The sequence below is a fragment of the Coprococcus sp. AF99-45 genome (genome assembly GCF_027663865.1).
Taxonomy (GTDB): domain Bacteria; phylum Bacillota; class Clostridia; order Lachnospirales; family Lachnospiraceae; genus Allocoprococcus; species Allocoprococcus comes.
The window spans coordinates 20,925-42,898 of sequence record NZ_JAQDGZ010000024.1 but is presented as its reverse complement, the minus strand read 5'-3'; the positions used below and the strand labels follow the sequence as shown (position 1 = coordinate 42,898).

General features: G+C 40.4%; 17 protein-coding genes and 1 tRNA gene. 8 read left to right on the top strand and 10 right to left on the bottom strand.

Features of this window, described 5'->3' with window-relative positions; genetic code table 11:
* Positions 1 to 364: 364 nt before the first annotated feature.
* From PGR14_RS13805 to PGR14_RS13775, 7 genes are all read left to right on the top strand, one after another.
* The gene (locus PGR14_RS13805) at positions 365 to 1,393 is read left to right on the top strand and encodes a hypothetical protein (protein WP_270223597.1); all 1,029 of its coding nucleotides are present in this window, start codon (positions 365 to 367) and stop codon (positions 1,391 to 1,393) included.
* A 128-nt stretch (positions 1,394 to 1,521) separates the two neighbouring features.
* Complete coding sequence (locus PGR14_RS13800; protein WP_270223595.1) at positions 1,522 to 1,890, top strand: hypothetical protein; 369 nt, start codon at positions 1,522 to 1,524, stop codon at positions 1,888 to 1,890.
* A gap of 63 nt (positions 1,891 to 1,953) precedes the next feature.
* The gene (locus PGR14_RS13795) at positions 1,954 to 2,682 is read left to right on the top strand and encodes a hypothetical protein (protein WP_270223593.1); all 729 of its coding nucleotides are present in this window, start codon (positions 1,954 to 1,956) and stop codon (positions 2,680 to 2,682) included.
* Positions 2,682 to 2,960, top strand: coding sequence for a hypothetical protein (locus tag PGR14_RS13790; protein ID WP_270223591.1), 279 nt, complete (start codon positions 2,682 to 2,684; stop codon positions 2,958 to 2,960). The genes PGR14_RS13795 and PGR14_RS13790 overlap by 1 nt, the downstream gene beginning before the upstream one ends.
* Positions 2,961 to 2,976: 16 nt before the next feature.
* Positions 2,977 to 3,162 (top strand): hypothetical protein, encoded by a 186-nt coding sequence (locus PGR14_RS13785; RefSeq protein WP_270223589.1) that lies wholly within the window; start codon positions 2,977 to 2,979, stop codon positions 3,160 to 3,162.
* Positions 3,163 to 3,290: 128 nt separating this feature from the next.
* Positions 3,291 to 3,977 (top strand): recombinase family protein, encoded by a 687-nt coding sequence (locus tag PGR14_RS13780; RefSeq protein WP_270223588.1) that lies wholly within the window; start codon positions 3,291 to 3,293, stop codon positions 3,975 to 3,977.
* Between the two features lie 164 nt (positions 3,978 to 4,141).
* Positions 4,142 to 5,395, top strand: a complete 1,254-nt coding sequence (locus PGR14_RS13775; protein WP_270223587.1) for a tyrosine-type recombinase/integrase — start codon at positions 4,142 to 4,144, stop codon at positions 5,393 to 5,395.
* A 90-nt stretch (positions 5,396 to 5,485) separates the two neighbouring features.
* On the opposite strand, the gene PGR14_RS13770 is transcribed toward PGR14_RS13775, so the two are convergent.
* From PGR14_RS13770 to PGR14_RS13755, 4 genes are all read right to left on the bottom strand, one after another.
* Positions 5,486 to 5,568 (bottom strand) — tRNA-Leu (locus PGR14_RS13770).
* Between the two features lie 93 nt (positions 5,569 to 5,661).
* On the bottom strand, positions 5,662 to 6,963 hold the full coding sequence (locus PGR14_RS13765) for a diaminopimelate decarboxylase (protein WP_022220112.1): 1,302 nt from the start codon (positions 6,961 to 6,963) through the stop codon (positions 5,662 to 5,664).
* A gap of 20 nt (positions 6,964 to 6,983) precedes the next feature.
* Entirely contained in the window at positions 6,984 to 8,420 is a 1,437-nt protein-coding gene (gene pyk, locus PGR14_RS13760; protein ID WP_055156614.1) for a pyruvate kinase, read from the bottom strand.
* Positions 8,421 to 8,463: 43 nt separating this feature from the next.
* Complete coding sequence (locus PGR14_RS13755) at positions 8,464 to 9,297, bottom strand: hypothetical protein (protein ID WP_172676475.1); 834 nt, start codon at positions 9,295 to 9,297, stop codon at positions 8,464 to 8,466.
* Positions 9,298 to 9,558: 261 nt separating this feature from the next.
* On the opposite strand from PGR14_RS13755, the gene PGR14_RS13750 reads away from it, so the two are divergent.
* The gene (locus tag PGR14_RS13750; RefSeq protein ID WP_055156612.1) at positions 9,559 to 13,800 is read left to right on the top strand and encodes a 2-hydroxyacyl-CoA dehydratase; all 4,242 of its coding nucleotides are present in this window, start codon (positions 9,559 to 9,561) and stop codon (positions 13,798 to 13,800) included.
* Between the two features lie 364 nt (positions 13,801 to 14,164).
* Here PGR14_RS13750 and PGR14_RS13745 read toward each other — a convergent pair whose 3' ends face one another.
* The 6 genes from PGR14_RS13745 to PGR14_RS13720 all read right to left on the bottom strand — a co-directional run bounded on the left by PGR14_RS13745 (position 14,165) and on the right by PGR14_RS13720 (position 21,865).
* Positions 14,165 to 15,469: an aminotransferase gene (locus tag PGR14_RS13745; RefSeq protein ID WP_055296681.1), complete on the bottom strand. Its 1,305-nt coding sequence runs from the start codon at positions 15,467 to 15,469 to the stop codon at positions 14,165 to 14,167.
* Between the two features lie 507 nt (positions 15,470 to 15,976).
* A complete protein-coding gene (gpmI, locus tag PGR14_RS13740; RefSeq protein ID WP_055296683.1) occupies positions 15,977 to 17,515 on the bottom strand; it encodes a 2,3-bisphosphoglycerate-independent phosphoglycerate mutase in 1,539 nt (512 codons plus the stop codon).
* A gap of 149 nt (positions 17,516 to 17,664) precedes the next feature.
* A complete protein-coding gene (gene tpiA, locus PGR14_RS13735; protein WP_008372272.1) occupies positions 17,665 to 18,414 on the bottom strand; it encodes a triose-phosphate isomerase in 750 nt (249 codons plus the stop codon).
* Between the two features lie 41 nt (positions 18,415 to 18,455).
* The gene (locus PGR14_RS13730) at positions 18,456 to 19,649 is read right to left on the bottom strand and encodes a phosphoglycerate kinase (protein ID WP_022220114.1); all 1,194 of its coding nucleotides are present in this window, start codon (positions 19,647 to 19,649) and stop codon (positions 18,456 to 18,458) included.
* A gap of 261 nt (positions 19,650 to 19,910) precedes the next feature.
* The gene (gap, locus tag PGR14_RS13725; protein ID WP_008372277.1) at positions 19,911 to 20,924 is read right to left on the bottom strand and encodes a type I glyceraldehyde-3-phosphate dehydrogenase; all 1,014 of its coding nucleotides are present in this window, start codon (positions 20,922 to 20,924) and stop codon (positions 19,911 to 19,913) included.
* A gap of 137 nt (positions 20,925 to 21,061) precedes the next feature.
* Positions 21,062 to 21,865: a histidinol-phosphatase HisJ family protein gene (locus tag PGR14_RS13720; RefSeq protein ID WP_055296685.1), complete on the bottom strand. Its 804-nt coding sequence runs from the start codon at positions 21,863 to 21,865 to the stop codon at positions 21,062 to 21,064.
* Positions 21,866 to 21,974 lie beyond the last annotated feature (109 nt).

The window sequence follows — 21,974 nt, the reverse complement described above, 5'->3', positions numbered from 1 at the left end:
AACTATTGACAATTTTTTTGTTATCTGATATAATACATTTATATTCAAAATATACTATCTTTCTTTAGATAGTAAAGTAAACATCTTGGATACTATTCAGTATCACAATTTCCCAAACAAAAGGTTGCGTAAAACAAAATAAATAAAATAACAGAATCCATGGTAGTGCTGTTCTGTATTTTTGGTGTTTGCAAAGAGAGCAAACAAAAAAGTCCAACTCGAAAAACGCCAAAAGAAGATGTTTCTCCGTATGAAATCTTTCTAAAAAGAGCTAATACTTTCTACAGTGCCTTACCAACTCTGTATTTTAAGTATGGCTCTTTTTTTTTATGCAAACAAGAAAAAGGAGGTAGAACAGAAAAACATGGGTAGAAAGAAGAAAAATAGAGTCTATGTAGGAATTGACGGTATTGATATAAAAGTTAATACAACGAGCATTTTAGAAGAAAATTACTATGCATTTAAAAACAAAAATGGTGAAGAGATTGGAACTCTTAAAGCGGTAAAAGATGGCTATTTATTACATTTATGTTTGCCGAAAGTATTAAGAAACGATAATATAACACCTTTTACCACAACAGATTTTAAACATATGGAAAGTGTATTGAAATATATACAGAAACAATTGAAAACCATATTCGGTAATGAAATATATGAAACAGTTGTACGCACATGTGAAGTCAACGCCACAGCAGAGCTGTCTGACGTAACAAAGACAGAACCTATGCTAAAATTGCTTGCTAAAATCCTTTTGACAAAAGGTGAGAAGCTTTTCATATGTGCAACAGGAGAACAAACAGGGAAACGCTACGAAGCTGTGAAATGTCTATGTTCTGGACAAAGGATAGAAAGCATAAAAACAGCACAGCTTTCAAATTCAAGAGTGAAGCTTAAATTGTATAACAAAAGTAAGGAACAAAATATAACAGACAGAGGTTTATTGAGAATAGAATTTATCTACTCTTCACGTGGTTTAAAAGTTGCTAAGACTGGAAAAACACTTGCAGAGTTTTTAACTCCAACTTCAATACATTCTCTTTTGGAATGGTATAGAAAAGACTATAAAGATTTACTCATAGCAAGGTATTGGAACAACAACGATCGCTACAGTTTAAATGATGGGTACAGTGTACCAATATACAAAGAGATGATTGAAGTCATTTACAATGATTTAGTCGCACATGAGGGACAACCACTATCTGTTGCCCTTATCAATAAAAATCTGATAGAGATTGATTATGAGCTTTTTAAACGTGCGTGTAAAATGTATTATCCAAAACTAAATAGTGCGCAGAAAGCATGGGCGAGGGTTCAAAAATCTGGTGAAATACAAATAAACATGGGTGTGATTGATGAGTTTGTTTCAATCAGTAGACAGATAATATACGAGTAAAAATGGATAGTCGTGTCCGTTTTGGTACATAGGTAACAACCGAGAAACGTTGAAAATTCGTATGTTTTTCAATTTTTCAGTCCCTCTAAAGAAAAGACATATACATGTAAAGGTAGGTGACAAAAACAATGAAACAAAAACAGCGTGGTAGACCAAACCTCTGTAGAGGAACGAAAGAAAGAAAAAAAGTATTTGATAGCAGACTGCAAGGCTACAGCCTACAAGCTTTAGAAAATGTTATTCATATTGCAGAGTCAGCATATGACGTAAATACAAAATTAAAAGCAAACTGTTATTTATTGGATAAGACAGTCGGTAAAGAATATAAATCAATAGAACAAAACAGAGAAAATGAACAAAAGGAACTGTCTATAAATTTGAATATAGTAGAACAAAAACATTCTATAAATACAGAACAGATTGAAAAAGAAATCAAAGAAACCGAAGCCGATTTAGAGGATGATGAAAGTTGGGGCGATAATTTATATACCCCATAGAAAAAGTCCCTTAAACAGGCAAATACGAGCTTAGAGAGGTATATAAAAAGGAGGAAAATTAACATGACAATTATGTATACAAGTAATGCCGAGCGAATGTATTATGAGAGGAATCCGAAAGCGAAAAAGGAACGGGAAAGTCTCGAAGATAAAAACTGTAGGTTATCCAGAATGTATAATAACTGTTCTTGTGTTATTAGTGAAATCAAAAATAGAACAGATTATAAGAAAGCACAGGAACTTATCAATTCTTATGCAGATGAAACGGACAGCCAATTGGATATTTACAGATTGAATAAAATGTTATCTGAGAAGATAGCTTCTTTATTACAACAAAATGACGAAAACATGAAGAAAATACAAAAGGAAATTGCTGACATTAAAGCAGTCCGAGTTGAAGAATCTACAGACCAATTACAGAAATTAGAATATGAAAGCAATAATATTTTATATTCAATGATGGCACAATTACATAACGGTATAAATGAAAACAGTGATAGACGTAGGGTTGGAAACTGGTGTAAGAACCCATCAAGACAGGAGTCAATTGCGTTACAGAAGTTATACGCCCTTCCACAATACCAGAAACTTTTTACAGCACATCAGAAAGAAGTGATTGTTGCAAACGGCAGAAATCCAGATGAAGTAGCTCATGAACAGGCTATGCAACCAGTACTACAGGAAAAAAATTCACAACTTGCCAAAACATATTTAAACGGGTTTGGGTTGCGTAATATTCAAATGCAGATGTCAAACAAATTAACGGCGTTAGAAAAGGATGGTGAAAACTGATGAACAAAACAACAGCCAATGCAATACAAAAAACAGCACAGGACATTGCAAACACACGTAGAAAACAGAGTTTACAAAAGAGAAAAGATTTTGTTATGGGACTTCCAGATTGTCCCCCTCTTCTATCACTGAATGAACTAGCAAACAAGACACGTTTACCGTATAAGTTTTTAAGGCATCTGATAATAGAACAGAATAAAATCCCGTACTTAAAAATAAATGCTAAGTATTATATCAATTATCAACACTTTCTCAACTATATGGACGAGTTAAATTAAATAGGAGGTGGAAATAATGACCGAACATGAAAAAGATACCCTTGCAATTTATAAGCTCCTGTATGATGCATATAAGGAATCTCATAAGAAAAGCTATGAATTATTACATGAAGGTTTGGAAAGTGCCTTAAATCACTTACCAGAAGATGCAGTTATATATATGCTTATGGAAGAAGTAAAGGAACATAGGAATATGTCATAATATCTAAACTAAAATAGGTTTTAAACAAATATGTCAAAATATATTGACAAATAGGTTAATTGACACTATAATAAACTTGTAAGCAAACAATAGATTAAATGACACATACAAGTGAGGGAAACAAAGCTATGAAACATAACTATTTCGGTTATATGAGGATTAGCACAAAAGAAGAACGCCAGAAACAAAGCTACATAAGACAGTCGGTTGCTTTAGATTATTATGCAGACAATCACGGTTTTGAATATGTCGCTGTATTAAAAGAAGATGTCTCTGGTAAGTCTTTTGATAACAGAGAACAATGGAAAAAATTAGAACAGTTAGTCCATACAGGTGATACGATTGTATTCAAGGATATTTCCAGATTCACAAGAGAAACAGAAAATGGATATCAAAAGTATATGGAGCTGTACACCAACGGGGTTGAGCTTATTTTCATCGATAACCCTACTGTCAGTACACCATATATCAAAAAGATGTTAGATATCGCCAAAGAACAAAATTTAATTGCAAGAATTACATTGGAGAATACAGTTAAGCTATTACTCATGGTAGAACTTGATAGAGTTGAACAGGAACGCAAGATAATAGTGAAGCGTATTAAAGATGGTATACAAGCCAGCAACAAGAAATCTGGACGTAAGACAGGCTCACTGGATAAGATGTCAGATGAACTAAAAGCAGATATACAACAGTTTTTGAAAGACAGAAGCATAAAACAAATTGATTTAATGAGGAAATATAACATAAGCAGAAATACTTTAAAGAAGTATATAGCTATTATCTCTGAGGAAGAGAACACAAAACAAAAATAATATTGATTTAAAGCAAAAGTACAGGGAACAAAAGGTATGAGAAATAATAAAACTTATGCGTTTTTGTTCCCTGTTTTTAGTAAAAAGCAAAAAAATTGTTGATACAGAAAGTTAGGAGGTAACTAAGATGAATTGTATTTTTGAAATAAAAATGGAGCATATAAATGAGAGATTTTACGGAAAGGGACTTATTAAACTTAAATAATTTAGATGAAAGCGAGAAATATGTTATAATAAAATTTGTAGATGCAATAGGCAGAACAAATGATATGAAGAACAAAGAGTATTTAAAGATGCATCCATATGCTATTTCTTGTGGGAATGATGGCTACTATAGAACATATCTTCCATTACTGAATGGAAAACGTAAACAAATAAAAAAGAAGAAATTGGAAGATTTAGAAGCAGTTATCATTGACTATTGGAAAAACAATTCAACGACATCATTTAAAGAAAGATATAAGGTCTGGATTGAACGCCAAAAGAACAAAGGTGTTTCCGATAATACAGTTTACAAATATAAAACAGACTACAATAGATTTTTTAAAGATAGTGAAATTGAAAACAAAGATATTACCACTATAGATGCAGATTATTTAAATACGTTTATCAATCATCTTTTAACTGAAAAAGAGATTCCATACAGAGCATTAAAAGGTATGTTTGGATATATGAAAGGAATATTCGATAAAGCTATAAAAGATGGATTGATAAAGAGTAATCCTTGTGACAGGGTGGATTTACCGCTATTTCAAAAAAAATGCAAACAACAGATGTTAAAAGGTACAGAGGAAAGAACATTCTCACAGGACGAGAAAAAAACTCTTTTAGCAGACTTGCAACAGAAATATGAAACAACACCGAACTATATCGTTCCGTATGCGGTTGAATTGGCATTACTTACGGGAATGAGAGTTGGTGAATTGTCTGGTTTAATGTGGGAAGATATAGATTACAAACATAGAGTAATCAATATCAGACATAGCGAAAAGCGTAACCGTTTAACAAATGAGTATTCTATCTCAACACCTAAGAATGGAAAAATAAGAATATTTCCATTAACAGAGGAAATACATAATTTGTTAAAACGAATTAAAGCAGTTGAAACAAAGTTTGGATATCTAACAGAATATGTTTTTTCAAATGAAAACGGAAGAATCCATGCAAGAGTTATTTCTGACTATGTAAAACATAGAACAGCTAGAAAAGAGTTCACAAATACTAAAAGTATCCATACTGCAAGAAGAACATTAAATTCTGAATTGATAGCGTCTGGTGTCCCTAGAGAAGCGTGTTGTGCAATGATTGGAAACACAGAGCGAGTAAATGAACAATACTATACTTATGATATGTCTAGTATTGATTACAAAATGCAGATGGTATCTAAAGCAAATAAACAGTTGATAGCACAAGGATAACAAAATAGTAATCAAAGGTAATCAGAATTATAAAACAAAAAAAAGTTCCGAAACCCTTATAAAATAAGGATTCCAGAACAAAATGAGAAATGCCGGCAGCGGGACTTGAACCCGCACGCGGTCACCCGCAACAGATTTTGAGTCTGCCTCGTCTGCCATTCCGACATGCCGGCATAAAATTCATGTTTTTTAATCACGAACCGAAAATAATCATATCATACTTATCTTCGGTTCGCAAGTATTTTTTCAAAATAAACTATTTGAAATTATTTTCCAAGCTTATCCGCTTCTTCCGTATTCTTCTTAAGTTCCTCATAAACCGGGAAGCAGTCGAAAGTTGCAAAGTAATCCATCGGCGTCTCTGCTCTGCGGATCAGCTGTGTACCTCCGTCCTCTTTCAGAAGAACTTCTGCGGAACGAAGACGTCCATTGTAATTATATCCCATAGAGAATCCATGTGCTCCGGTATCATGGATCACAAGCAGATCTCCCATGTCAATCTTCGGAAGCTGACGGTCGATTGCAAATTTATCATTATTCTCGCACAGAGAACCAGTCACATCGTAAGTATGATCGCATGGTTCATTTTCTTTTCCCATGACAGTGATGTGATGGTAGGCACCATACATAGCCGGACGCATCAGGTTTGCGGCACATGCATCTACACCGATGTACTCTTTGTGCGTATGCTTTTCATGGATTGCTTTTGTCACAAGGCATCCATAAGGTCCAAGCATAAAACGGCCAAGCTCTGTGTAAATCGCCACATCGCCCATTCCAGCCGGAACAAGAACCTCTTCGTACACTTTTCTTACACCTTCACCGATCACCTTGATATCGTTCGGTTCCTGATCCGGTTTGTAAGGAATTCCCACACCACCGGAAAGGTTGATGAACTTGATATGTACACCGGTCTCTTTCTGAAGCTTAACTGCTACTTCAAACAAAGTACGTGCAAGTGTCGGATAATATTCATTAGTTACAGTATTACTTGCAAGGAATGCATGGATACCGAACTCTTTTGCGCCTTTGGACTTCAGGATCTTGAATGCCTCAAAAATCTGTTCAGTTGTCATACCGTATTTGGCATCTCCCGGATTATCCATAATGCTGTTGGAAATTTTGAAAAGTCCACCCGGATTATAACGGCAGCTGATTGTCTCCGGAATCTTTCCGATCGTCTTTTCCAGAAAATCAATGTGTGTGATATCGTCCAGGTTGATGATCGCGCCGAGCTTATCAGCAAGTGCAAATTCCTCTGCCGGTGTATCATTGGAAGAAAACATAATATTTTCTCCAACCTGTCCGACAGACTCAGACATTAAAAGCTCTGTATAGGAAGAGCAGTCACATCCGCATCCATATTCTTTTAAAATATTGAGGATATATGGGTTTGGAGTTGCCTTTACTGCAAAATATTCTTTATATCCTTTGTTCCATGCAAAGGCTTCTTTGAGTGCTTTTACATTTTCACGAATCCCTTTTTCATCATAAAGATGAAACGGAGTCGGATATTCTTTTACGATTTCATCTAACTGTGTCTTTGTTACGAATGGTTCTTTTTTCATTCTGTTCATCTCTCTTTCGTCTAGTCGATGGTTGCAATACGCATCATATTACTTACAGAACCCTTTTCACGCTGTACGCTCGGTGAAGGAATACCAGCTGTCAGGACAACAATATCTCCACTGTCCACGCATTTCTTTGCCTGTGCAAGATCAATTGCCCCACTGCAGATATCATCTGTTGTATGGAATTCCAGAGACTTCAATCCTCTTACGCCCCAGTAGATCGACATCCGGCGAAGGGTACGTTCGTTCGGTGTAATTCCAAGGATTTCCTGTCTCGGACGAAGGTTGGATACAACCCTTGTTGTTGCACCGGATACAGATGGAGTGATGATGCATCTTGCATTCAGGTTCGCTGCCGCAAGTACAGAAGCATATCCGATTGCACTGGACACACCTGACTTCAGATGATCTCCGGCTTTAACAAGAATGGAATCATAGTCCAGATGTTCCTCTGTCGTCTCTACAATTTGAACCATCATCTGGAGTGCTTCCAGAGGGTATTTCCCCTGTGCTGTCTCTCCGGAAAGCATAACTGCATCTGTTCCGTCGTATACCGCATTGGCAACATCCGTCACTTCTGCTCTTGTCGGACGCGGATTACGCATCATAGAATCCAGCATCTGTGTTGCAGTAATAACAGTCTTAAAGTTGTCATTACATTTCTGGATGATCATTTTCTGGAGATGTGGCACTTCCTCTGCCGGGATCTCTACACCAAGATCTCCACGTGCCACCATGATACCATCAGCCGCACGGATAATCTCATCAATATTCTCAATACCTTCTGCGTTCTCTACCTTTGCAATGATTGGAATATACGGAGCGCCGAGTTCTTTTAAGTATGCCTTGATCTCAAGTACACACTCTGCATTTCTTACAAATGATGCTGCGATAAAGTCAATATCCTGCTCTACACCGAAACGGATATCATCCTTATCTTTTTCTGTAATAGCCGGAAGACGAATGGCTACGTTCGGTACGTTAACACCTTTTCTTTCGCCAAGTTCTCCACCATTTACTACAGAACAGACAATCTCTGTCTCTGTCTTGCTCTCTACACGAAGTCCGATCAGGCCATCGTCGATCAGAATGGTACAGCCTTTATAAATATCCTGTACCAGTCCCTTATATGTGATAGATACTCTCTTATTATCTCCTACGATATCTTCTGTTGTCAGAGTGAAGGTTTCTCCTTCTTTTAAAGTAATCTTCTTTCCATCTTTCAGGATTCCTGTACGAATTTCCGGTCCCTTTGTATCCAGAAGGATTGCAGTGTTTGTATGTTCCTCTTCACGAAGCTCTTTGAGCATATCCATTCTGAACTTCTGTTCTTCATGATCACCATGTGAGAAATTGAAACGTGCCACATTCATTCCATTCTGGATCAGCTTTCTCATCATTTCTCTGTCGTTGGTGTTTGGTCCCATTGTACAAACAATCTTGGTTTTTTTCATTGTTTCCTCCTCTTATTATTCAATTTGATTCTATGTTAGAACTCTACTTCACATGTTCGTGTGTGAAAAGATGGTCCTGACAATATTCATAATTCCCGTTACACTTTGAACAATAACGGAACTCCAGTGTCGGATTGTCAAGTTCCGTACGACCGCACACTGCACATCTGTGCTTTGCACCGCCTGCATACTGATTCTGCGGACGGCTTATCTGCTTCTGGAATTTCTTTCTGCGGGCAGCCTGTTTCGGACTGTGTCCACGCAGATTCCGGTTGCAGAAAAAGAAAATAATAAAGTTCAAAAGCGATGCGATGATCACGATCCGTATGATCAGACCGCCCTGCACTGCGTCTACCGCAAGCAGAACCACATCCAGAACTGCAAGCCACTTCATCTTGATTGGGATAATGCCGTAAAGCAAAAGCTGATAATCCGGCATGATGGATGCACATGCAAGGAAAATGGACATATTGATATAGTAAGTACTGTAAAGGCTTCCAAATCCGGTAATGCCTCCGATCAGTCCATTCACAATAAAAGCTCCAATAACTGTAAATAATATTCCTGAGAAAATGTAAACATTGTAACGAAATGCCCCCCAGTAGCTTTCCAGCGTATTACCAAGGGAATAGTATAACAGCATCATAAAGATAACAAAAATAATATTGTCATTCGGTGGGATGATCACCCAGCTTAGAAGTCGCCACACCTGCCCTTTCAAAATCAGTGCCGGTTCCAGTGTAAAATAGGTAAGAAGCTGTGGCATCGTAAAACTCAAAAGATATCCGATTGCATAACCTGCAAGCAGATACATCGTAAGATTTCTAATTGCATAGCGCCCGAACCTGCGCTCCATTTTATCTAACCAGTTCTTCATTCAAAACCTCCTTCCACGTATGTTATTTTATCGTCTGCTTTTTACTTTGTCAATTCCATTCCACCTCTTTACTCTCTTTTCACATAATTTACATCTTTTGTTCACTTCCAGGCACTTTTTTCTACAATGCCATACATAACTTCTGTTTGTATTTTCGTTGGTTCTGTCGTATAATGTAAGATACTGTAGTTCTCTGCGAACTACATTTAATAGGTAATAACACAGACAAATTTTTTAATTGTAATAAGGAGTAGTTAAATCATGAATCAGACAGAATTACATACCCTGGGGATTGACATCGGTTCTACAACTGTTAAAATCGCAGTTCTGGACAGTAATAATGATGTTCTGTTTTCTGATTACGAGCGTCACTTCGCCAATATTCAGGAAACCCTTTCTGATCTGCTTGGTCGTGCTATCTACAAGCTCGGTCAGATCAAGGTATCTCCAATGATTACCGGATCAGGTGGTCTTACTCTGGCAAAGCATCTTGGCGTACCTTTTGTCCAGGAGGTTGTTGCCGTTTCCACCGCTCTTCAGGATTATGCACCACAGACCGATGTAGCGATCGAGCTGGGCGGCGAAGATGCCAAGATCATCTATTTTGAAAATGGAAATATTGAGCAGCGTATGAACGGAATCTGCGCCGGAGGTACCGGATCTTTCATCGACCAGATGGCGTCCCTTCTCCAGACAGATGCAACCGGTCTGAACGAATATGCCAAAAATTACAAAGCACTTTATACGATTGCAGCCCGCTGTGGCGTATTTGCCAAGACAGATATCCAGCCGCTGATCAATGACGGTGCTACCAAAGAAGACCTGTCTGCTTCTATTTTCCAGGCAGTCGTCAACCAGACCATCAGTGGTCTTGCCTGCGGAAAACCAATCCGCGGACATGTTGCTTTCCTCGGTGGACCGCTTCATTTCCTCTCTGAATTGAGAGAAGCGTTTATCCGTACTCTCAAGCTGGATGACGAACACATTATCGCACCAAAGTATTCCCATCTTTTTGCAGCCGTCGGCTCTGCGCTGAACTCTAAAAAGGATGTAGTCACCTCTCTTGGTGAGATGCAGAAAAAGCTGGATGCCCATATTGAAATGGACTTTGAAGTTGAGCGTATGCAGCCGCTCTTTTCCAGCGAAGCAGATTACAATGAATTTAAGAACCGCCATGCAAAGCATCAGGTGCCGGTTGGTGATCTTGCCAGCTACCGCGGTAATGCCTACCTTGGAATCGATGCCGGTTCTACCACCACGAAAGCCGCTCTGGTCGGAGAAGACGGTACTCTTTTGTACTCCTTCTACCATGGCAATGACGGTGATCCTCTTGGTACGACCATCGGTGCGATCAAGGATATTTACAGCCAGCTTCCGGAAGGCGTACAGATCGTTCACTCCTGCTCAACCGGTTACGGAGAAGCGCTCATTAAAGCCGCACTTCTTCTGGATGAAGGCGAAGTTGAAACCGTATCTCACTATTACGCCGCTTCTTTCTTCGAACCGGATGTAGACTGTATCCTCGATATCGGTGGTCAGGATATGAAGTGTATCAAGATCAAGAATCAGACTGTAGACAGCGTACAGCTCAACGAAGCATGTTCTTCCGGATGCGGTTCCTTTATCGAGACTTTTGCCAAATCCCTGAACTACACCGTAGAGGATTTTGCACATGAAGCACTTTTTGCGAAACATCCGATTGACCTCGGTACCCGTTGTACCGTATTTATGAACTCAAAGGTAAAACAGGCGCAAAAAGAAGGTGCTGAAGTATCCGATATTTCAGCCGGACTTGCTTATTCGGTTATCAAAAATGCTCTTTTCAAAGTTATCAAGGTATCCGATGCATCTGAGCTTGGTAAAAAAATTGTTGTACAGGGTGGTACATTCTACAATGATGCCGTACTCAGAAGCTTTGAGACCATCGCCGGATGTCAGGCAATCCGTCCGGATATTGCAGGAATCATGGGTGCTTTTGGGGCTGCACTGATTGCAAGAGAACGCTATGGTTTCAAAGAATGTAAAAATACAACCATGCTTTCCATTGATGAAATCAATGAACTTACCTATACAACCTCAATGGCAAAATGTAACGGCTGTACCAACAACTGTCGTCTGACCATCAACAAATTCAGTGGCGGACGTCGTTTTATTTCCGGAAACCGTTGTGAGCGCGGTCTTGGAAAAGAGAAAGCAAAGAGTGATGTGCCAAACCTTTTCGCTTATAAAAATGAACGTTATTTTGGTTACACGCCATTAGATCCATCCGAAGCAAAACGTGGAACGGTTGGTATTCCAAGAGTTCTCAACATGTATGAGAACTATCCGTTCTGGTTTACTTTCTTCACAAAACTGGGATATCATGTGTTACTCTCTCCTGCTTCTACACATAAGATTTATGAACTTGGTATTGAATCTATTCCGAGCGAATCCGAGTGTTATCCGGCAAAGCTGGCGCACGGACATGTACAGTGGCTGATCAACCAGGGTGCAGACTTTATCTTCTACCCTTGTATACCATACGAACGTGGTGAATTTGCCGATGCCGACAATCATTATAATTGCCCAATCGTCACCTCATACGCGGAGAACATCAAGAACAATATGGATCCAATCGTACACGGTGAAGTAGATTTCATGAATCCATTCCTCGCCCTCACAAGCGAAAAGACAATCACAGACGGACTGGTCCGTGAATTTACTTCTGCAAAGAATCTTCCAGCAGAAGAAATCAAAAATGCCGCTCATGCTGCATGGGAAGAACTTGCTGCATGCCGTCAGGACATCCGCAAAAAGGGTGAAGAAACACTCGCTTACATGGAAAAGACAGGAACCCGCGGCATTGTACTTGCCGGTCGTCCATACCATTACGATCCGGAGGTCAACCACGGTATCCCGGAGATGATCACCTCCTACGGACTTGCCGTTCTGACGGAAGATTCTATCTCCCATCTGAATCCGGTAGAACGTCCGCTGATTGTTATGGATCAGTGGATGTATCATTCCCGACTGTACGCAGCAGCCAATTTTGTAAAGACAAGAGATGATCTGGATCTGATCCAGCTGAACTCTTTCGGATGCGGTCTTGATGCCGTAACAACCGATGCTGTTGCAGATATTCTGACCGGTTCCGACAAGATTTATACCTCTCTTAAGATTGATGAGGTTAATAACCTGGGTGCTGCACGTATCCGTATCCGTTCTCTTCTCGCCGCCATCCGCGTCCGCGAGCAGAAGCATATGGAGCGCACCATTCGTCCGGCAAATATCGAAAAAATTCCTTTTACAAAGGAAATGAAGGAAACCTATACCATTTTGTGTCCGCAGATGTCACCGATCCACTTTTCACTGATTGAGCCAGCCTTCCAGGAAGCAGGCTACAAACTGGAAGTACTGAAAAATGATAACAAGCATGCAGTTGACATGGGCCTTAAATATGTAAACAATGATGCCTGCTATCCGTCTCTGATGGTAGTTGGACAGATCATGGAGGCTATCCTTTCCGGCAAATATGACACCGACCACCTGGCTGTCATTATTTCGCAGACCGGTGGCGGATGCCGTGCTTCCAACTATATCGGATTTATCCGCCGTGCTCTTAAAAAAGCCGGTTACGGACATATCCCTGTTATTTCAATCAACTTAAGCGGGCTTGAAAGCAATCCTGGATTCAAGATCACCCTTCCACTTGTACTGAAAGGTGTGTATGGTCTGATATTTGGTGATCTCTTCATGCGCTGCCTGTACCGTGTCCGCCCATATGAAGCTGTTCCAGGCTCTGCCAATACCATGCATAAGAAATGGGAAAAGACAGTTATCGAATTTATCAAGAAAGGTTATCCAAGCAGACACGAGTTTAAGCGTCTCTGCCGCCAGATCGTAGAAGATTTTGATTCTCTTCCATTAAAAGATGTCAAAAAGCCACGTGTCGGAGTTGTCGGAGAAATCCTTGTTAAATTCCTTCCAGCTGCCAATAACTACCTGGTAGATCTTCTTGAACAGGAAGGTGCCGAAGCCGTGGTTCCGGATCTGACCGACTTCCTGCTCTACTGCTTCTACAATACAAACTTTAAAGCAGAACATCTCGGCATGAAGAAATCAACCGCCCGCATGGGTAATCTCGGAATCAAGGCTCTGGAATGGTTCCGCAAGCCTGCCGTTGATGCATTAAAAGCAAGTAAACGCTTTGATCCACCATCACATATTGAACACCTGGCTTCGATGGCAAAAGAAATTGTTTCTCTTGGAAACCAGACCGGTGAAGGATGGTTCCTTACCGGAGAAATGCTGGAGCTGATCCACAGCGGTGCACCAAACATTGTCTGCACACAGCCTTTCGCCTGTCTGCCAAACCACGTAGTCGGGAAAGGTGTTATTAAAGAACTGCGCCGCCGTCATCCGGAATCCAACATCGTTGCAATCGATTATGATCCGGGAGCAAGCGAAGTAAACCAGCTGAACCGCATCAAACTGATGCTTTCGACTGCGCAGAAGAAGATGTAAGACTTTTGGATATGTAAAAATAATAGGTTCTAATGGGACGACCAGAGGAATCCAAAATATTCCCCACGCATTGAGTGGCACTAACCATTCCGTTCAAGCCTCTTGGGGCGGGGATCGTGTTCAGCAAAGGCTTCCACGATTCCTGAGTCTTGGACTCCATAGTGCAAATGCATGTGTGGCGAATATTTTGGATTCCTCTGGTCTGTGTATTGGTAACTTTTTTTACATATGCAAAAGTTTTTTGGATGGTGAGAACTAGGATTTAGGAAATTGCAGGACTTTCTTTTGTAAAATCGACCACACAACCTTTATTTAAAAAAACAGCGGACTCCTTTTCGGGAAAATCCACTGTTTTTCACATATATTAAGCTTCTTCGACTTCTACTTTTTCGCCAAGAATTTTATCAATACTTACCAGTTTTACGCTGAGTACGAATACCTGTGCTGCAACTTCCAGTTCTTCTGGTGTCGGGAAGGACGGTGCAATTCGGATATTGCTGTCTTTTGGATCCTTTCCGTATGGGAAGGTTGCTCCCGCTTTTGTCAAGATCAGTCCGGCTTCTTTTGCTTTTGCTACGATTGCTTTTGCACATCCATCCAACGCATCGAAGGAAATGAAGTATCCTCCTCGCGGTGCCATCCAGGAACCAACCTCAAGTCCGCCAAGCTCACTTTTCAGTACACTTAATACGGTGTCAAATTTCGGTCTTAAGATATCTGCATGTTTCTTCATATGCTGAACCATTCCATGGATATCACCGAAGAAACGCGCATGTCTGAGCTGGTTTAATTTATCATGACCGATGGTCTGTACGGACATCATCTTGCGGATTTCCGCAAGGTTTTCATCGGATGCTGCAATTGCTGCAATACCAGAACCCGGGAAGCTGATCTTGGAAGTAGAACCGAATTTGTAAACCATGTTCGGATGTCCTTCTTTTTTACATTCCATCAAAATCTCGATCAGATAATCCTGTTTATCCTCATACAAATGATGGATTCCATATGCATTATCCCAGAAAATACGGAAATCTTCTGCCGCTGGATTTAATTTCGCAAAACGGTGTACGGTTTCATCAGAATAAGTGATTCCCTGTGGGTTAGAATATTTCGGTACACACCAGATACCTTTTACAGCCGGATCATTCTCCACATACTGCTCTACCAGATCCATATCCGGTCCATCCGACGTCATTGGAATATTGATCATCTCAATTCCAAAATGTTCGGTGATTGCAAAATGTCTGTCATATCCAGGTACCGGGCAAAGGAATTTTACCTTGTCAAGCTTTGCCCAAGGGGTGCTTCCCATGATACCATGTGTCATCGCTCTTGCAACAGTATCATACATTACGTTCAGGCTGGAGTTACCAAAGATGATAATATTGTCCTTCGGTACTTCCATCATATCAGAAAGAAGCTGTTTTGCTTCTTTGATTCCGTCGATCACTCCATAGTTACGGCAATCTACTCCTTCTTCGCAGACAAGATCTGATGTGCTCTTAAGTACATCCATCATCCCCATAGAAAGATCAAGCTGTGCTTTGGACGGTTTACCTCTGGACATATCCAGTTTCAGACCTTTTCCTTTAACATCTTCAAATTCTTTTTCCAGTCTGCTCTTTAATTCAAGCAGTTCTTCTCTACTCATATCTCTATATGCAGTCATCTTGAAAACCTCCCATAATCATCAACTAATCATTGTGTGTTTCCTGCCGTACTTTATACTTCCGAAATCTGCCATCTGCAGTTTCTTTCAGCTGTTTTGACAACATCAAAACTCACTACAAGTAGTAAGTATATAGGAAAAATGATTTTTCGTCAACCAATTCTTGCATATAAATATGACATATCGTGATTTTTGTTGATTTAAATGTGTTTTTTTGAATTTTTGTTTTTCATTTCATGCATTTTTCCATTTCGATGCTTTTCAAAAAGAGTAGATCAGATTTATATGCAGCATATTTTCTTTTCTCCTGCAGTATGTTTTGCTCTTCTGACAATCGAGTAGGCTGACTCCTACTCGATTCGTATACTTTGTACACCATCTCGCTTAACAGCCAGGTGATGTACATTCGTCAAGTACAGATTCTTGTGCAAGCACAACTCTGTACTTGGCTCATCGTATACACAAAACACCCGGAACCATTTTCATGATTCCGGGCAAATATATTTACTATTTTACTAATAATGATTTTCCAGTCATATCTGCTGGCTGCTGCATTCCCATCAGCTCGATCAGCGTCGGAGCGATGTCTGCAAGGCATCCGCCTTCACGAAGCTTATATGCAGGATCTGCATTTACAAGAATGAACGGAACCGGGTTCGTTGTATGAGCGGTAAATGGTTCTCCTGTCTCTTCATCGATCAGCTGTTCTGCATTTCCGTGGTCAGCGCAGATAAACATCTGTCCACCAACTTCTTTCACTGCATCAACTGCTTTTCCTACACATTCATCAACAGCTTCAATTGCTTTGATCACTGCTGCTTCTACACCGGTATGACCAACCATATCCGGGTTAGCAAAGTTGATTACGATCACATCGTACTTATCAGCCTTGATTGCATCTACAAGCTTGTCACATACTTCATATGCGCTCATTTCCGGCTTCAAGTCGTAAGTTGCAACCTTTGGAGATTTGACAAGGATTCTGTCCTCGCCCTTGTTCGGTTCTTCTACTCCGCCGTTGAAGAAAAACGTAACATGTGCATATTTTTCTGTCTCAGCGATTCTTGCCTGTGTCATGTTGTTTGCTGCAAGGAATTCGCCAAATGTATTCGTGATGCCTTCTTTTACAAATGCAACCATTTTATTTGGAATTGTCTCATCATACTCTGTAAAACATACATAAGTTGTCTTGATACGTTCTCCTCTGTCAAATCCGTCAAAATCATCCGCACAGAATGTTCTGGTGATTTCTCTTGCTCGATCCGGGCGGAAATTAAAGAAGATCACAGAATCTCCGTCTTTTACAGTTGCAACCGGTGTACCGTTTTTTGTCACTACAAATGGTACTACGAATTCGTCAGTTACTTCTTTGTCGTAAGAAGCCTGGATTCCTTCTGTTGCTGATGCTGCTGTGTCACCTTCGCCGCGTGTAAGTGCTGCGTATGCTTTTTCTACACGGTCCCAACGGTTGTCACGGTCCATTGCATAGTAACGTCCGGAAACACTTGCAACTTCACCTACACCGATTTCTTTCATCTTTGCTTCTAACTGTTCAACATATTCTTTTCCAGATGCCGGAGGTGTATCACGTCCGTCAAGGAAGCAGTGAACATATACTTTGTCCAGCCCCTGTCTCTTTGCAAGTTCCAAAATTCCATAAATATGTGTAATGTGACTGTGTACACCACCATCAGATACCAGTCCCATCAGATGAAGAGCTGTACCGTTCTTCTTCGCATTTTCACAGGCTGCAAGAAGTGCCTTATTTTCAAAGAAATCACCATCAGCGATTGCTTTTGTGATCTTGGTGAGCTCCTGGTAAATAATACGTCCTGCACCCATATTCATATGACCTACTTCCGAGTTACCCATCTGACCGTCCGGAAGTCCTACAGCAAGTCCGCTTGCATTTCCTTTTACAAACGGATATTCAGCCATTAATTTATCCATAACCGGTGTGTTTGCCTCTGCAATACCGTTGCCTTTCTTTTCATCTCTCAGACCGTAACCGTCTAAGATCATCAAAACTGTTGGTTTTTTACTCATCGTCTTACACTCCTTCATTTTGTCTTAAAGCGTTTGATTTCTCTTTCAGTTAAATATTGTACATGATTTTATATATGCTTGCAAGCACTTGTTAAAACTTTGACAGCTGAAAAACGCAGGCATTTCTGCCTGCGCCTTGGTATAATTGACTATTTCCAGTTTACAATCTTACCAAAATCTGGTTTTAAAGAAGCACCACCTACAAGTCCACCATCGATATCCGGCTGAGCGAATAATTCCGGTGCTGTAGCTGCATTTACAGATCCGCCGTACTGAATACGGATTGCTTCTGCTGTAGCTTCATCATAAACTTCAGCGATACATTCACGGATAGCTTTGCAAACCTCCTGAGCCTGCTCTGTTGTAGCTGTCTTACCGGTTCCGATTGCCCAGATTGGCTCATAAGCGATAACTGCTGTCTTAGCCTGATCTGCTGTTACATTCTGGAATCCAACTTTAACCTGCTGACGGATGAAGTCCATTGTCACACCCTGTTCACGCTGTTCAAGAGTTTCTCCACAGCACATGATCGGTGTAAGTCCATGTTCAAATGCTTTCAGCATCTTTTTGTTCACAGTCTCGTTTGTCTCTGCGAAGTATTCTCTTCTTTCAGAGTGTCCGAGAACAACATATTTAACACCAGCATCTGTAAGCATGTTCGGAGAGATTTCTCCTGTGTATGCACCTTTTTCTTCAAAGTACATATTCTCTGCTCCGACCTGGATGTTGCTTCCTTTTGCAGCTTCTACAACCGGAATGATATCGATTGCCGGTACGCAGAATACCACGTCAGCCTCTTCTGTCACAACCAGAGATTTGAGTGTATTCACAAGCTCTACTGCCTCTGAAGGTGTCATATTCATTTTCCAGTTACCTGCAATAATTTTCTTTCTTGCCATTGCAATAATCTCCCTTATTTTATCTTAATTACAGACGCTGCTTATTTATCGTTAGCAGCTGCTACACCTGGCAGTTCCTTACCTTCAAGGAATTCAAGGGAAGCTCCGCCACCCGTAGAGATGTGAGTCATCTTGTCGCCGTATCCGAGCTGGTTAACTGCTGCTGCCGAATCACCACCACCGATGATTGTTACTGCATCTGTCTCAGCAAGTGCTTTTGCGACTTCTTCTGTTCCTTTTGCAAAGTTCGGCATCTCGAATGCACCCATAGGTCCGTTCCATACAACTGTCTTTGCATCTTTTACAGCGTCAGCATAGATCTTGATTGTCTCTGGTCCGATGTCAAGTCCTTCCCATCCTTCCGGAATTTCGCCAGCTTTAACAACTTTGATATTTGCATCATTTGAAAAATCATCTGCAATTACGTTGTCTACCGGAAGAAGGAGTTTTACGCCTTTGTCTTTAGCTTTCTGAATCATGTTCAGTGCATATTCACAGTAATCTTCTTCAAGAAGAGATTTTCCAACGGTTCCGCCCTGTGCTTTGCTGAATGTATAAGACATACCTCCACCAATGATCAGAGTGTCTACTTTATCGATCAGGTTTTCGATTACAGAAATCTTGCTTGAAACTTTAGCTCCACCAAGGATTGCAACGAACGGTCTTTCCGGATTGTTTACTGCATTTCCAAGGAAATCGATTTCTTTCTGCATAAGATATCCTACAACTGCTGTATCAACATATTTGGTAACACCAACGTTAGAGCAGTGTGCACGATGAGCTGTTCCGAATGCATCGTTTACGAATACATCACAAAGAGAAGCGAGTTCCTTAGAGAATTCATCTCCGTTCTTTGTTTCTTCTGCTCTGTAACGTGTATTTTCAAGAAGGATTACCTCTCCATCTTTCATAGCTTCAACTGCTGCTTTTGCATTTGGTCCTACTACTTCAGGATCTGCTGCGAATTTTACTTCCTGTCCGAGAAGTTCTGAAAGTCTTACTGCAACCGGTGCAAGAGAAAGCTCCGGTTTCGGTTCTCCCTTCGGTTTACCAAGATGTGAGCAGAGGATTACTTTTCCTCCGTCAGCGATCAGTTTCTTGATTGTAGGAAGTGCTGCAACAAGACGGTTCTCGTCTGTGATCTTTCCATCGATCAGCGGTACGTTAAAATCGCATCTTACAAGGACTTTTTTCCCTTTTACATTGATATCATCTACAGATTTTTTGTTAAGCATAATCCTGCCTCCTGTTTACATTTCGTTTAAATGGAATGTGCCGGGCACATTTCCGTGCTGAGCGCAGTTGCTTGCGACAATCTGCGTTTTCACACGAATACACATCTTGGGCACATAGTGCCTTTTATTTAGCAGGAAGCTCCATCAGAATTTCCTGTTAAATAAAAGAGCCCGGTCCATGTAGACCGGACCCTTGCTTGAGTCTAACTCTGGAATATTCCAGTAAGAATCAATTCAGCCTGTCCAAACAAACGTTACGGATTAAAGTAATGTTCCGAAGTGTTTGATTGTTCTTACCATCTGGCTTGTGTAAGAGTTTTCATTGTCATACCAAGAAACAACCTGTACTTCTGTTGTTCCGTTGTCAAGCGGAAGTACCATTGTCTGAGTAGAATCGAAGAGAGAACCAAATCTCATTCCTACGATATCGCTAGAAACGATCTGATCTTCGTTGTATCCGAATGATTCGTTAGAAGCTGCTTTCATAGCTGCGTTGATCTGTTCTACAGTAACTTCACCTTCAACTACTGCTGTAAGGATTGTTGTAGATCCTGTAGGGGTTGGTACACGCTGTGCAGATCCGATAAGTTTTCCGTTAAGTTCCGGAATAACAAGTCCGATTGCTTTTGCTGCTCCTGTGCTGTTAGGAACGATGTTTACTGCTGCTGCACGAGATCTTCTCAGATCACCTTTTCTCTGTGGTCCGTCAAGAGTCATCTGATCACCTGTGTAAGCATGGATTGTGCACATGATACCAGATTTGATCGGTACAAGATCATTAAGAGCCTTAGCCATTGGTGCAAGACAGTTTGTTGTACAAGAAGCTGCAGAAATGATTGCGTCATCTTTTGTAAGCTGTGTATGGTTTACATTGTAAACGATTGTAGGAAGGTCATTTCCTGCCGGTGCAGAAATGATAACGTGTTTAGCACCTGCATCGATATGTGCCTGAGCTTTTGCTTTAGATGTGTAGAATCCTGTACATTCAAGAACTACATCTACTCCGATTTCTCCCCATGGAAGTTCAGCTGCATTAGCTTTAGCGTAGATTTTGATTTCTTTTCCGTCTACTGTGATGGAGTCTTCTCCAGCAGATACTTTATCAGCTAATTCATATTTTCCCTGTGTTGAATCATATTTTAATAAGTGAGCCAGCATCTTAGGAGATGTTAGGTCGTTGATTGCTACGATCTCAAATCCCTCTGCTCCAAACATCTGTCTGAATGCAAGACGTCCAATACGTCCAAATCCATTGATTGCTACTTTTACTGCCATGATTTAGTCCTCCTAAAGATAAATTGTATTACTGTATATAACAGTTACATTTTTCTTGATAAATCTTATCATTGTTTAAGATTTATCAACTGTAATTTATTGTACTAAATTCAGAACAAAAATTCAATCCCCTTTTTTCACTTTATTTTTCTGAAAACCGGGGCCCTTTTTATGAATTCTGCATAATATTTAAAACCACATGCTTCGAGAATATTGTCAACTATGTTAAAATCATACCCTACATGCTCTGGTTTATGTGCATCTGCGCCGACGGTGATGATCTCTCCCCCCAGCTTTTTGTATCTTTTTAACACATCCGGATGCGGGTGTGCAAAAGGAAGGCCATACTTCAGTCCTGCCGTATTGACTTCCAGCCCTTTTCCGTGTTCGATAAGATACCGCAGGATTTCATCTATTTCATCCGCAAATCTGCCGTAAGAATATTCCTGTTCCCGATGTTTTCCATAGCGTACCACATAATCCAGATGTCCGAGCACATCAAAATCCGCTACAGCCCTGATATCGGCTATTGTCTCCTGAAGTGCCATCCGGTAGGCCTCTTCATCCGAAATCCCCTCAAAGAACTCAGGATAATAAGGATCCTTCCCACCAACCACATGCATGGATCCGATCACAAAATCATACGGATTTGCCGCGGTAAATGCTTTTGCTTTCTTCGCAAGGTGTGGCTGAAGTCCAAACTCCACACCGATCCGGATATCCAGCTTCTCTTTATACTTTTCCTTCAGTGCTCCAAGCTCTTTAAAATAGGTTTCCGGATCAAACACAAATTCAATATCATCACAAAAATAATCAATATCTTCATGATCCGTAAAACAGATTGCTTCCAGTCCTTTATCGATTGCTGCAAGAACCATATCTTCCGGTTTTGCCTCTGAATCTCCGGAAAAATAAGTGTGCATATGGCAGTCCGCTCTCATAATTTTTCCTCCTTGTCATTCTTCATGTGTAAATCCACCCGGCTTTCCCGCAAATCATTTGTTGGATTGCAGTACGGTCCCAATATACCAAAAAGCAGAACAATTCTGA

Bases quoted from the DNA above. Each gene is read 5' to 3' on its own strand.
- PGR14_RS13790 (WP_270223591.1), top strand. From the start codon at position 2,682: ATGAACAAAACAACAGCCAATGCAATACAAAAAACAGCACAGGACATT.
- PGR14_RS13805 (WP_270223597.1), top strand. From the start codon at position 365: ATGGGTAGAAAGAAGAAAAATAGAGTCTATGTAGGAATTGACGGTATT.
- PGR14_RS13720 (WP_055296685.1), bottom strand. From the start codon at position 21,865: ATGAGAGCGGACTGCCATATGCACACTTATTTTTCCGGAGATTCAGAG.
- PGR14_RS13785 (WP_270223589.1), top strand. From the start codon at position 2,977: ATGACCGAACATGAAAAAGATACCCTTGCAATTTATAAGCTCCTGTAT.
- PGR14_RS13745 (WP_055296681.1), bottom strand. From the start codon at position 15,469: ATGACTGCATATAGAGATATGAGTAGAGAAGAACTGCTTGAATTAAAG.
- PGR14_RS13795 (WP_270223593.1), top strand. From the start codon at position 1,954: ATGACAATTATGTATACAAGTAATGCCGAGCGAATGTATTATGAGAGG.
- PGR14_RS13775 (WP_270223587.1), top strand. From the start codon at position 4,142: ATGAGAGATTTTACGGAAAGGGACTTATTAAACTTAAATAATTTAGAT.
- PGR14_RS13755 (WP_172676475.1), bottom strand. From the start codon at position 9,297: ATGAAGAACTGGTTAGATAAAATGGAGCGCAGGTTCGGGCGCTATGCA.
- PGR14_RS13750 (WP_055156612.1), top strand. From the start codon at position 9,559: ATGAATCAGACAGAATTACATACCCTGGGGATTGACATCGGTTCTACA.
- tpiA (WP_008372272.1), bottom strand. From the start codon at position 18,414: ATGGCAAGAAAGAAAATTATTGCAGGTAACTGGAAAATGAATATGACA.
- PGR14_RS13800 (WP_270223595.1), top strand. From the start codon at position 1,522: ATGAAACAAAAACAGCGTGGTAGACCAAACCTCTGTAGAGGAACGAAA.
- PGR14_RS13765 (WP_022220112.1), bottom strand. From the start codon at position 6,963: ATGAAAAAAGAACCATTCGTAACAAAGACACAGTTAGATGAAATCGTA.
- gpmI (WP_055296683.1), bottom strand. From the start codon at position 17,515: ATGAGTAAAAAACCAACAGTTTTGATGATCTTAGACGGTTACGGTCTG.
- pyk (WP_055156614.1), bottom strand. From the start codon at position 8,420: ATGAAAAAAACCAAGATTGTTTGTACAATGGGACCAAACACCAACGAC.
- gap (WP_008372277.1), bottom strand. From the start codon at position 20,924: ATGGCAGTAAAAGTAGCAATCAATGGATTTGGACGTATTGGACGTCTT.
- PGR14_RS13780 (WP_270223588.1), top strand. From the start codon at position 3,291: ATGAAACATAACTATTTCGGTTATATGAGGATTAGCACAAAAGAAGAA.
- PGR14_RS13730 (WP_022220114.1), bottom strand. From the start codon at position 19,649: ATGCTTAACAAAAAATCTGTAGATGATATCAATGTAAAAGGGAAAAAA.